Annotated in this window: 9 protein-coding genes and 1 tRNA gene; 2 read left to right on the top strand and 8 right to left on the bottom strand. The window is 48.4% G+C overall.

Translation table 11 applies throughout. The features are described 5' to 3' along the window. The coding region (locus tag AB1690_08100) for a hypothetical protein (protein MEW6015271.1) at positions 1-1,439 on the top strand (1,439 nt) is incomplete at its 5' end. 130 nt (positions 1,440-1,569) lie between these two features. Here the strand turns inward: AB1690_08100 and AB1690_08105 are convergent. From AB1690_08105 to AB1690_08135, 7 genes are all read right to left on the bottom strand, one after another. Then, positions 1,570-2,550: a polyprenyl synthetase family protein gene (locus AB1690_08105; protein MEW6015272.1), complete on the bottom strand. Its 981-nt coding sequence runs from the start codon at positions 2,548-2,550 to the stop codon at positions 1,570-1,572. Between the two features lie 209 nt (positions 2,551-2,759). Next, a complete protein-coding gene (locus AB1690_08110; protein ID MEW6015273.1) occupies positions 2,760-3,887 on the bottom strand; it encodes a tyrosine-type recombinase/integrase in 1,128 nt (375 codons plus the stop codon). Between the two features lie 109 nt (positions 3,888-3,996). Further along, positions 3,997-4,085, bottom strand: a tRNA-Ser gene (locus tag AB1690_08115). Between the two features lie 254 nt (positions 4,086-4,339). Then, a complete protein-coding gene (locus tag AB1690_08120; protein MEW6015274.1) occupies positions 4,340-7,267 on the bottom strand; it encodes a sigma 54-interacting transcriptional regulator in 2,928 nt (975 codons plus the stop codon). Positions 7,268-7,284: 17 nt separating this feature from the next. Beyond that, the gene (locus tag AB1690_08125) at positions 7,285-7,623 is read right to left on the bottom strand and encodes a hypothetical protein (GenBank protein ID MEW6015275.1); all 339 of its coding nucleotides are present in this window, start codon (positions 7,621-7,623) and stop codon (positions 7,285-7,287) included. Between the two features lie 171 nt (positions 7,624-7,794). Continuing rightward, positions 7,795-8,829 carry a DUF362 domain-containing protein gene (locus AB1690_08130; GenBank protein MEW6015276.1) on the bottom strand — a complete coding sequence of 345 codons (1,035 nt, stop codon included), beginning with the start codon at positions 8,827-8,829 and terminating at the stop codon, positions 7,795-7,797. Between the two features lie 175 nt (positions 8,830-9,004). Next, the gene (locus tag AB1690_08135) at positions 9,005-9,559 is read right to left on the bottom strand and encodes a GNAT family N-acetyltransferase (GenBank protein MEW6015277.1); all 555 of its coding nucleotides are present in this window, start codon (positions 9,557-9,559) and stop codon (positions 9,005-9,007) included. A 197-nt stretch (positions 9,560-9,756) separates the two neighbouring features. Here AB1690_08135 and AB1690_08140 point away from each other — a divergent pair, with 197 nt between their 5' ends. Beyond that, a complete protein-coding gene (locus AB1690_08140; protein ID MEW6015278.1) occupies positions 9,757-11,931 on the top strand; it encodes a S46 family peptidase in 2,175 nt (724 codons plus the stop codon). A 65-nt stretch (positions 11,932-11,996) separates the two neighbouring features. Here the strand turns inward: AB1690_08140 and AB1690_08145 are convergent. Then, a partial coding sequence (locus tag AB1690_08145; GenBank protein ID MEW6015279.1) for a T9SS type A sorting domain-containing protein occupies positions 11,997-12,679 on the bottom strand: 683 nt, incomplete at its 5' end.

Below are 12,679 nucleotides of genomic sequence, written 5' to 3' on the forward strand. Positions count from 1 at the left end.
AGTGCGATGCAAAGAAGAAATTACCAGAGGAGATCTATGGTATTTGGGAAGGCGTCAAGATGATAAGAGAGGAACTATTCGGAGATCATATGATAACATCGTGTAGTAAGTTGAGGGAGTCTTATAGGTCCTTTTTTGACATAGATCCCTTTGATATCAATACTTATTCGAAGTCACGCCTGAAGAGTCATGTCCAGCCGGTAATATCTGTTTTGAAATCGCTCGAGTCGAATCTTGATAAGATTCTGGAAGCAATTGACACTAAGAAGATATTGTTGGAAAGCGAATTCGGTGGAGTGGTGTCCTGTTCTTCACTTACTGGAGCAGACTTCGGTGAGGTGTATAGAAAGTTCATGCTATTTCCATTTCGTGTTAAGGTCGATACACCTAAATTGGTTGGTGATATATCATTGCTAAAGAGCATGCTCCAATTTCCAGAGGACCTCGCGATGAAACGGAAGCGAGACGTCGATGAATTTCGTAAATTGGTATCACGGATTATCCGAGGCTGCTCAAATGTTAACAATTCCCGGGAAAATTATTGGTGCGTGGAGATGAAACCGACGGACACTGATAAGAATGGCCTCGAAAGAAGATTGGTTTTGTTGATACTACTTCTGGCATTGGGTTATACAGACCTAGTAGTGCACGGTAGCCAAAGAATGCTTTCATTGAAAGTGAAGGAGTTCCCTTTTAAGAAAGAATTCCGAGTCATTCATGCGCAGGCCAGAATCAGGCAGGTGTTCGAAATGCGACAGGAACTTGAGAAGTCACTGAAGCAGAAGCCCTCAGATGAAGAAGTAGTTCAGGCTAGGAGGAAGATCATTCGCGATCTTGTATCATTAGTAGAAGGATGGATAAATGAAGACACCATATCTGAAGGAGAAATCGACGAACGGCTTTTGCATATTTCGGCATTCGCGGTTGGGACTTTGGCAAGACATGGATGGCTATCTGGGGATGTTGGACAAGCATGGGTCATCGAACGATGCAAGAAGGTCTTGCGCGCTTTAGATTCCAGGACGAACAGAGACCATGTTATAATGGAAGATGATATGCATTTGAAAGGAACGGTACTAGCGAATCTTGCCTACTATATGTCGATCGAGTGCAATGACACGAACGCTCTGAGTGAAGCTGCCGCTCTTTATGAATCGAACATAAACCCTTTGGAAGAGAAACAGTTCACAGGCATGTGCATGCACAACAAGGGGTATGTATATTACAGAAGAATGCTCCTTTCAAAAGACAAAGCCGAACTTGATAGATTTTACAGTGAATGCACAAGATGTTATATCGCCTCTACCGAACGGTATTTCCGTAGTGTGCCTGAGTGGAGCAATATTAACGAAGACTTCGAGACACTAAAGGCCGACTACTCCCGAATGGTGGCCAAGTTTAGGAGACAAGCTGAATTGGAAAGGCGTGTTGATTACTGAAAGCATACAGAATGCTATATCATTGTGTCATAACTATGATCGACAATATTACTTGGGATTAGAACAGTAGTTGAAATTGGTACACTATTCTTGAGAACACTGTATGTCACATTCCTAAGGCATCGTTTTTCTAAGTGCAACTGAAACCCGTCAAGACACCCCTAAATCTACAAAGGATTTCCCCGATTGTTGGAGCAGTTACGGTTTGTAGAGCTGATTTGAGATGGTACTCCGCATCATCAGAATACATGCGACATATGCTCGATGCCTGTTGCAGGATATTGAGTCTCAATATATCCGTGACCACAGCTTCACGGATTTGAGTGTTTGATGCCGACATTTCGAGTGAAGGATATCTTCCGCAAGCCCTTAGCATACTGTCACAGTAAATTATTAGTGGGAGAGACATAACACCAGATCTAATATCATCAGATGCGCACTTACCATGGGAAGTGGTAAAGTCAATGATATCATTGTATATCTGGTAGGCAATACCGAAGTAGTCCGCAAATTGCATCAACTCGCTGATAGCACTCTCGCAAGCCTGTCCGAATATTGCCCCAATGAAGACTGAGAGACTGATTAAGGAGGATGTCTTCAATGAGGCTATCTTGTAGTATTTCAGTTGGTCCATTCTAACATCAAAGAGATGCTGCAATTCCGCAATCTGGCCCTCTTGTACCCTCATACTTGCAGATGCGAATGCCTCGATTAGAGGGATACGAAATGATTCAGGTACGTCTCTCGATTCGGCCAATCTTTGAAATACAAAGGCATGCTGGTAATCTCCGTAGAGGATAGCTAGATCCTTGGAGTATTGCTTCCACAATGTATCTTGTCCACGACGCATTGGACTGTTGTCAACAACGTCGTCGTGAATCAATGTAAATGTGTGTAACGACTCAAGACACTCTAGAATTTCACTTGGTATTGCAGTTCCTGGGCTGAGAACAGCGGCTATTTCGCGAGCAATTAGTGTTCTGTATCCTTTGCCTGCTTTCCTACGGACATAGTCACTCATCTGATTCACGAGTTCAATCTCTGATTCACAAGAATGTTCGTCACGTGCAGACCAGGTTGGAGATGTGTGACTATGTGTTGAGAGCATCATATATAAGTTATCGGCAACGATGGTTCATTTATTAGTTGAATGGAGCATGACTTAAAGGGCATTGGAGAGTGATATATCTTGAGTGTCCGCCATGGTCATCATTATGGAAGTCTGAGCGCCCGATTGAACTGTGCGAACATTGGATTTGGAGTTTCCAGTTCCTTGGTCATTAATACCTGAGCAATCAAGCATATAAATATCTTTCGGTCTCACACCCCCACTTTCTCTATACTCTTCCTCAAGTGCTCCTGCGTCTGATGAGTATAAATCATTGTGGTTTCGATGTCTTTGTGACCGAGAATCTTGCCCATAGTTGCTGGGTCGACTCCATTCATCTGCATCAAGCTGTTGAAGGTATGCCTCAAATCATGAACTCTGGTTAAGCCTTTGATTCCTGCCAGTTTTGCCACTTTGATCAATACTACTCTCAACCTATCAGGCTCCAATTGCTTGCCAGAAGCGGTCTTGAAAACATACCCCTCTTTATTGCCAAACCCACCCAGCAATTTGACCGATTTTTCATTAAGAAAGAATTCCCTGGAGTAACTCTTTGGTGTCCAATCTTCTTTAGGCCGGATCCTGATTAATCCTGTCTTAAGATCAACATCATCCCAAGTCAGATTGCATAACTCCCCAGACCTTAAGCCAGTATTGAGCAAGAACTGAAAAGCATCGTGATAGACTCTCATCGATTTGTCAGTCTTTGCCACTTCTTTGGCAGTCTTCAGAAGAAGTTTGCATTCTTCAATGGTAAGAACTCGAGCCTGTCTTGTCAGCTTCGCTCTTAAAGGCTTGACTTTCCGTGTTGGCACCAATGATATCAATCCTCTATCCTGAGCCCAAATCAGGGCCGATCTGATGACACTTACTTCATAATTGACTGTTTGCGGCAAAGGAAGCCTCTTGTGGAGATGATTCCCAGGCTTCTCATCATCAGATAAGGTCTTGAGTTCAATTGATTCCAAGCGTTTCTGCTGAAAATCTTCAATGGTCTCAGGTGTAATCTGTCTTAGGATCTTCAGATTACTATGAAAGATCCTCAAGAAGGCAATAAAGGCATTCAATGCGGCTCTATACCTCTTATGGCTATTAGGGGAGGTCCTTAGCCTGACATGGTCAAGGTACTCCTGAAAGAACTCGTCAATCCGCTTGTCGCGGCTGGAAATTCCCAATTTCTCAAGCCTTTCTGTCGCATTCAAAGCCTCAATTTTCTTCTTCAAAACCTTTGCATCAGCCTGGGTCCCAGCTTTGATCCACTTATGGCGGCCCTTGACGGAGACCACGACATAGTAGATTTTGACTCCCGCCTTCGTCTTTTTGGACTGAATACTTGCCATGAAACCGCTCAAAACCGTTAGACAATTGTTAGAAATATACGAAATCGGAGAACATTCTGTCAATAACTTATTGATAGATAAAGGAAAGATTTGTTAGAAGTGATTAATACGGAGAGGCTGGGATTCGAACCCAGGATCCCGTTTTAGGGGATACACGCTCTCCAGGCGTGCTCCTTAGACCAACTCGGACACCTCTCCGGTCTATTCAGATATGCCAATCATAGTTTCCGGCATAAACCGGAAATCGGAATTTAGTCATTCCCCAATTAAAATCAAGAAGATTTATGCGGACATACAGCACGTCCCTGTCAGAGGCGCGCTCCTGCCAGTGACTCAACAAAGGCGATATTAAGGCATGTGCCGGCAGATTATAAATTCAGAAGCCCAGCCAAAGAAGATGGTTGAATGAGATGGATATATCAGATTTTCAAGGGAAAAAACGCCGGACGAAATCAAGCCGCCCCGAGATTCTCCAGGTTAATATTATACTGCTTGATTTTCAAGCGAAGAGTTGACTCCGGAATATTGAGAATCGACGCCGCGTGCTTCTTGATTCCCCCCTGCTCGCGAAGAGCTTTCAAAATGAAGCGCTTCTCATATTCAGCAAGATAATCATACAAGGTGAAACGGTCGTTGAAACTGACGTCGGTATTCAGCTCAAAACCGTCCCGGGCTTCACCCTTTTGCGCCGAAATAATCTTTCCGGAAAGAAGCGGCAGGTCAATAATCCCGCTTTCACCGGACAGCAAAGTAAGCTTCTTGACCTCGTTCTCCAGTTCCCGAATATTGCCGGGCCAATCGAAAGCCACCATCATTCGCAACGCCTCGGGCGAAAAGCGATGATTATCCCCGGCAAAATGCTTAATCAGAAGCGGTATATCTTCCCGTCTCTCCCGCAACGGCGGAATCTTGAAACAGAGAGCGGTCAGACGATAATAGAGGTCCTGACGGAACCTTCCGGCTTCCATCTCCGATTTCAAATCTTTATTGGTGGCAGAGAGAATGCGGACATCAACCTTAATCGGCCTGGTCTCCCCCAGCCGCACAATTTCCTTTTCTTCGAGAATCCGCAAGACTTTCGCCTGTATGCTAAGCGGCATATCGCCGATTTCATCCAGGAAGAAAGTTCCGCCGTCCGCTTCCTCAAAAAGACCGGTCTTATCGCGGTCAGCGCCGGTAAATGCCCCTTTCCGGTGACCAAAGAGCTCCGATTCGAGAAGCGTTTCGGGAAGCGCCGCGCAATTGACAGAGATAAATTTTTTGTCCCGCCGCTCCGAGTTGTAATGAATAGTTTTCGCCAGAAGGTCTTTTCCGGAACCGGTCTCCCCTTCGATTAGAATGGAGATATCGGAATTGACCACCTGCTGTATCCGCGCCAGCATCTCCAGCATCTCTTTGTTCTGAGTGATGATATTGGGAAATGCCGAGCGCTCCAGCAACTGCGCTTTAAGACGCTTGTTGTCCTCTTCCAGAAGATACCGCTCATACTCCGCCATCTTGAGGGCGATGAGGTCGGCAAAACCAACCACAAAATTGAGTTCCCGCTGTCCAAACGGCGCCAGATTGCCATTGGACGATTCCCGGTCGAGATAGACATACCCCGCGATTTCACCCCCCCGCAAGAGGGGCGTTACAATCACGCTGGCGACTACCTTTCCCTTTTCCGGTTGAAGCAATTCATTTATGAAGGGGTCGCGGCGGGAATCCAAAATCAGGGTCGGACGGTCCTTGCTAAATTCCTCCCCGAGCAGCTCGGTGAACTGCTGGATAAATTTCTTCTTCTGATGGTCGCTCAGATTAATATTGGAAAAGAGATCGCCGCCGTCCGGACCGAAATTATGCACGACCACCCGTCCCGCTCCGGTTCGCTTGCTGAGAATTCCAATTATCTCCTGAAGTTTGCCTGACTTAAGGTCCAGATATTCCCGGTCGGTAAAGTAATTGCCGAAAATCTTGAATTCGTTGTCGATAGTGAGAGACCGCTCCACAGCGTGACGCGAGAGCTCCTGCAAGAATACTCGGATACTCCTGATCCGCGTCTTCTCGGCGATGGTCTCAAAAATCTTTTCCGCCTCGTGAAGATTCTTAAACCCGCTCGAAATATTCCCCTGCTGGCACCAGAAAGTCCCCTGGCGGAAGCGGGTCTCGGCGGACCAGTAGAAAATTTTTAAAGAATTGAAAATCCGGAAAGCCTCTTCAAAGGTCTTATCGATTATATTCCGATTGACATCCCCGGAGTGGATGAAGATATCGGCCTGAACCAGTAAGGAACGCGCGACATCATAAGGGTCAGCCACCTTGCGGAGTAACTCTAACCCGTTCATAGCATATTCATAGGCGGCGTTATAATTGCCTCGGGCGCAGAAGACCTCGGCCATAACCATCTGACTCAATCCGATTTCGGTCTTCTCGCCGACTTTTACGGAGAGGTCAAAGGACTTCTGGGCAAACTTGAGGGCTTCATCCAGATTATCGAGGGAATATTCTATTTGCGCCAGTCGGCGTGTTACCTGAGTCACCAGGGTCGATTCCGGCGCTAATTCGCGGCCCATATTATGAGCGTCATGGAGAATCCGCTTCGCCTGGACAAGGTCACCCATCTCAAAAGCAAGCTCTCCTGAGTATTCGGCAAGAATCACCCGCTCTCTCTTGAAATCTTCCTTGTCAATGATGATTTGCGCCGATTTCAACTCCCGCGAGGCGGTGTTGAATTGCCGCTGGCGGATATGCAGATAACCGAGCGAAAGATGATTTCTCGCTTTGGAAATAGGCAGGCTCAGCTCATCGGCAAGCCGCAGGGCCGTTTTCAGATTATTTTCAGCCGAAACCCAGTTTCCGTTGAGAATCTCGATGCGTCCGAGGTTACCTATCAGGCGCGCCATGCGGACATTGTCGCCCCGGGAGAGGTCAACCGCTTCGATGACATAATCGGTGGCTTGCTGAAAATCGCAGCGGATAAAAGCCAATTGCCCCAGCCCATTGAGGGCATCCACCATGCCGCTTCGGAAATCAGCCTGACGATAAAAGGCGTAAGCGTCATGAGCATACCTCTCGGCACTCTTGGTATCACCGATGGCGATGTAGATTTTGTGGAGCAGGAAGAGATTGTTGCCGATGCGCTGATGAAAAGCGGAAGAGGCAAGCATCCGGCTTGCCTCCTGAGCGAATTTCATAGCGTCTTTGTACTTCCCATCATTAAAAAGCGCCTGCGCCTTAAGCGATTTGTAGAGGCCTAATTCATACCCTTCCGGGGCGTACCCGGAAGTTTCCAGCGCCTTCAACTTCTCGCCGGCGATATCAGGCTTTCTCAGGCGATACTGCTCTTCAATTTCAAGAAGCCTGTTATCAAAATCCAAGTTTTGATGTGAGGTAAGGCTCATTATATGTCACTTTTTAGTTACCTGGAATTAACACAGGTCATTTTGTCTTTCTCTATTTTACCAACGCCCTTCTTAGTGAACTTCTGGCTGACGGCATAATAACCGGACTCTATGCTGTACCGTACTATAACCAATAAATAGTTAATCTGGTTCAGACCATCTTTTCCCGTCGGATTATACCCGACATTTGACGTAGGTCTGATTCCGGTAGAGTCGGTGCCTGTGCCGCCAATGCCGTTGTCTCCACCTTCCTGATCCCAGGGATGTTCATCGGATGAAAACACGGCCGGGGCGCCGAAACAGATCAAAACCATGACCAGAGCAACATTAATTGCTAAAGCCTTGGTCAATTTCATGACGCTTACTCCTTAACGCACCTTGAACGGAAAGAGTATTCTATCCGTTCTATTATTTAATTAACGAATTTGCCTGTCTTGATTCCTCTCGCAGTTTATGCTACACTGATAGTAACATTTCCGAAACTATTTGTCAAGCATTAATTTAGACAGCGCAGTTCCTGCGAAGTATCATTTTATGAACCTTTCGGCAAGCCAGGATTGCTCAATATCGACCGCTTTTGAGGGACAACTTTCATGGCAGCACCAGCAATTAATGCATTTCTCATAATCAATTGCCGGATATTCTGTTGGCGTTGATGAAAGGGCTCCGGTCGGACAGGCATCGACACAGAGATAGCATTGCGAGCAGTTTGCGGTATTTATCGCCGGTCGAATCCAGATATATCTGCCAAGAAATCTCGAAATCGGGGCCGGAATCAATTTCATCTTGCGATTAGAAGTCAACCTGAAATCGGGGCAGAGCGCATCCTGTAGCCTTGTTCCAACCACCTCAATCGCCTCAGGCCAGCCGATACCGAGCCCTGATTCGGATGCAATCTTAGTCGTGGGGATATCGTCAGCCCTGATTCCAATGATGCAGGCGGCGATGGCGTCTATGGCGACCGGGTCCGACGATGCCAGCAACAGATTCATCCATCGCGGCGTTCCGGAGGAGGGACCTTCTCCCTCCATCGCCAGCACGGCATCCATGATATTGAGGTCGGGCGGTCTGAGGGAGAGAATATCGACCAGTATTTGAGCGAAGGCATCGGGAGTCGGCGCCTCTTTATGGTAATTGGCTTTGCGGAACCCGGGGACAATTCCAAACATATTTTTTACAGCCCCACTGAGCATGGTCAGCACATGAGTTTTGAGTTTAGGGATATTAATTATCAGGTCGGCTTCTACCACCGGTCGCGAAATATAGTAATCCCGCCCGTTGACGGGGTATCTGACGACGCCGGCGCCTTCAAAATTTACCAGTCGCAGGTTCTCACGCGCAGCAATTTCCGCTAATCCGGTCTTTTCCCAAACATCACTGATTTCTCTCACGCCGCCGCCGGGAGAATCTCCGACTGCAACCTCTCCCCCCTGCGCCCTCACCTCCCGGGCGATTGCCGCAACCAGCTCCGGATGGGTGGTCACCGCCGCATCCGGAGAACGGGCGGAGAGGAGGTTCGGCTTCAGAAGAACTTTCATCCCCGGCTTTACCCATTTTTCCATTCCGCCCAGAGGTTGAAGAAGCTGTTTTAGTCTGGACTGAAGGATGTCTATAGAATAGCTCTCACAGCGGGAGATAGAAACACGCGAAGGTTGCTCGTCAAACATGCGCCATATTCTACGATTCCGGCGCGGCAGATTCTACTGAAATTTTGAGAAAGGCGGTAAGTATTATTTTTCAGACGGGAATATTCAATTCATAGACCGGATGCACCGGGTCTTCCTGGCAAATTCTGAATCCCGATTTTATGAATATCGACTCCGGCCCGGTCCAGATATCGTGCGCTTCCAGCTTTCTGCCGCAGTGCGGGAAAGCCTGAAGGATTCGAACACCAGAAAGGCTGAGGTCTTTCACTATTTCGGCAAGGAAAAAGTGCGCCAGTCCGATTTCACGCCAGTGGGGATGAATAAAAAAACAGGAGACCGCCCAGACTTCATGGTCCGGCACCAGATTGTAGGTCTGCCGTATTTTCGGCAGAAGGTCGCGTTGGCAGCACTGGCACCATCCTACCGGCTGTTCGTCAGCATAAAGAAGATAGCCGTCGCAAGTCCCGTCGCCAAAGAGACTCTCCCGCAGCTCGCGGTTCTGTTCGGCGGTGCGGTCGGGCCAATCTTCCCAGGTTGGCACCCACCAGGCGGTGCAGAAACACCACCCCATATCGTTGGCGCTGTTATGCACCAGAAAGAAGTCTTCCCGACGCTCCTTCGCCAGACGCTTCACGCTGAATTTCATATGACCGATATCAGTCCTTTAAGACTTAGTGGATTTGGCGCGTTCTCTCCGCAACGATAAGCAATCCAAAAACTATTTGTCAAGCGCCTCCTGGGATGGCGCCGGAGAAAAAATCTGACCAAATATCTTGAACTCCGGGGTTGCCTGACCGACAGTCATCTCCTATCTTTCCTGTCAAAGTTATCTGGAGGACCAAAATGATGAAAGCGCGAAGGTACTTTTTCTGTATCGTCCTGACCGTTCTTGCCGGGGGGTTGACGGCGCTGGCTGATGAAGGGATGTGGAATCTTCAGGATATTGACCGTCTCCCCTATGACAAACTGAAAAGTCTCGGCTTGCAGCTGACCTTTGAGCAGATTTATAATCCGGCGGGGGGCGGTATTTCCGACGCCGCCGTCAATGTTGCCGGAAGCAGCGGCTCTTTTGTCTCGCCGGACGGATTGGTCATTACCAATCACCATGTCGCTTTTACCGCCATTCAGCGACAAAGTACCACGGAGCATAATTATCTCGAAGACGGCTTTGTGGCTAATAACCGCGCCGAAGAGATACAGGCTATCGGTTTTAATCTTTATGTGATACTCTCGCGGGAAGATGTTACTTCACAGGTATTGGGAGCAATTGACCCCGCCTGGGATGGTATCAAGAGGCATCAGGAGATTGAGAAAATTATCAAGCGGATTATTGCCCGCTCCGAAAAGGGGAAAGATGTCGAATGCCGCATCTCCGGCTTCTTCGGGGGGAAGCAATATATAATGACCACTTATTTCAAGATACGCGATGTTCGGCTGGTCTATGCGCCGCCGCGCTCTATCGGCGATTACGGCGGCGAAACTGATAACTGGATGTGGCCCCGGCATGCCGGCGATTTTACGTTGCTGCGCGGCTATGTCGCCCCCGACGGCAAATCGGCCGACTATGATACAAGGAATGTCCCGTACCGTCCCAAGCGCTTCTTCCCGGTCTCCAAAGCCGGCGTCGGCGCCGATGACTTTGTCATGGTCATCGGTTATCCCGGAACCACCAGCCGCTACGATATATCTTTAGCCACTGATGAAATGGTCAATTACTCCTATCCCCGCGACATCAAACTGCGGCAGGACTTGATTGCTATCATGGAAGCGGCCGCCGCCCGCGATTCGGCAGTCGCCATACGGCTTTCATCCCCTCTCAAAGGGCTTTACAACTACCTCAAGAAGAATCAGGGAATGCTCGATGGTTTTAAGCGGAGCAGTTTACTGCAGAGCAAAGTTGAGGAAGAACTGGCGCTCATGCAGTTCATAAAGTCGGATAAGAAACTTCTCGATAAGTACGGCCGAATCTTTCAGCAGTTCGACAGCCTCTACTCCGAGAAGAAAAAATACCGCGACAAGAATTTCATTCTGGGATGGATGGTTTATCGCACCGACCTGCTGAAATTCGCCTCCTACATTAATAAATGGTCGCTGGAGAAGAGCAAGAAAGATATCGACCGCGAGGCCGGGTACCAGAATCGCGATACGCTCGACTATATCGAAGCGCTCACCTACGGGCAGATAAACCTGGTGCCGGCGGTTGATAAAGAGATATTCAAGTACTTCTTGCGCCGGGCGCGGGAATTGCCGGAAGGACAAAAGATTGCCGCCGTGGAAAACCAGTTTACAGGCGTTGGCGCCGACCAAATTACGGCTAAAATCGACGAGTTCGCCGACCGCCTGTACGCCGGAACGAAACTGGTCAACACCGAGGACCGTCTCCGGATGTTCCGGATGAAGCGCGCTGAACTGCTCCAGCAGGGGGACCCCTTTGTTGATTTTGCGTCCCAACTTGAAGCTGACCGCGAGGAAATCCGCAATAAGGAAAAAGCCTTTGACGGCACTATGACCAAACTGGAGCCGCTGCTTATCTCGGCTTATGCCGAGTGGAAGAAGGAAAATTTCTATCCTGACGCCAACGGCACTATTCGGTTTAATTATGGTACCGTTCGGGGGTACTCCCCTCGCGATGCCGTGCAGTACCATTATTTGACAAGACTCTCAGGAGTGATGGAGAAGAACAGCGGCATTGACCCTTTTGATGCCCCGCCGCAGTTAGTGGAGGCATTCAAGAAAAGAGATTATGGCGACTATATCGACCCCTCGCTGGGCGATATACCGGTCAATTTTCTCTCCGACAATGATATCACCAACGGCAATTCGGGAAGCCCGGTGTTAAACGGGAAAGGGGAACTGGTTGGGCTTGCCTTTGACGGCAACTATGAGGCGATGACGTCCGATTACAAGTTTGACCCCGCCATCACCCGCACCATTTCGGTCGATATTCGCTATGTGCTGTTTATAATGGAAAAAGTATTCCCGGCGCCAAATCTGATTAAGGAAATGCAGATAAATTGAATCAAAAAATCCCCTTTGATTCGGGAAATCCGAATCAAAGGGGATATATATTCCGATAAGGCGGGCTACTTCAAAACCACCATTTTCTTCACAAAGACTCTCTGTCCGGCGGTCATTCGGTAGAAATAGATACCGCTGGAAAGTTCGGCGCCATTCTCGGAATTGCCGTTCCATTCAACCGTATGAGAACCGGCCGGGAAACTTCCCTGGGCGATAACCGCGACCGGCTGTCCTAAAATATTGTAAACGGTGATATTCAGATCAGCGCGCTCCGGCAGCTCAAAACTAATAGCAGTACCGGCGTTGAAGGGATTGGGGTGGTTCTGGTTCAGCGCGTACGAATTTGGCAGGGATGGCTCCGTGCCGCCGTGGGCATCGGTAGAGGAATAGTCAAAGACGAGACTAATAGTGGTATCCCGATTTTCCGAAATCACTATGAATTGAGGCTCCGGAGTCGGATACCCCGGAATTGTCGGCGGATTGAAAGTCCAGTTACCGTCACACACATAAATATGGAACTCACCGGTGGCATTGACTACCTGCTCCGAACTTACATGATAACCGAAGGGGAATGGCGCTGTCCCGGCCGTAACCCAATAGTTTCCCGTTAGCGGCAAGGTGACCCCGGTCAGCTGGCCGACAATATGCTCATGCTGTTTATTCAGAATGAAACTGAATCCGCAGGTATCATCACTCAGATAAAACGAATATGTCCCCGGACTGCTTAGATAGGATATGGCATACGCCG

The sequence above is a fragment of the Candidatus Zixiibacteriota bacterium genome (assembly GCA_040753495.1).
Taxonomy (GTDB): Bacteria; Zixibacteria; MSB-5A5; order GN15; family PGXB01; genus DYGG01.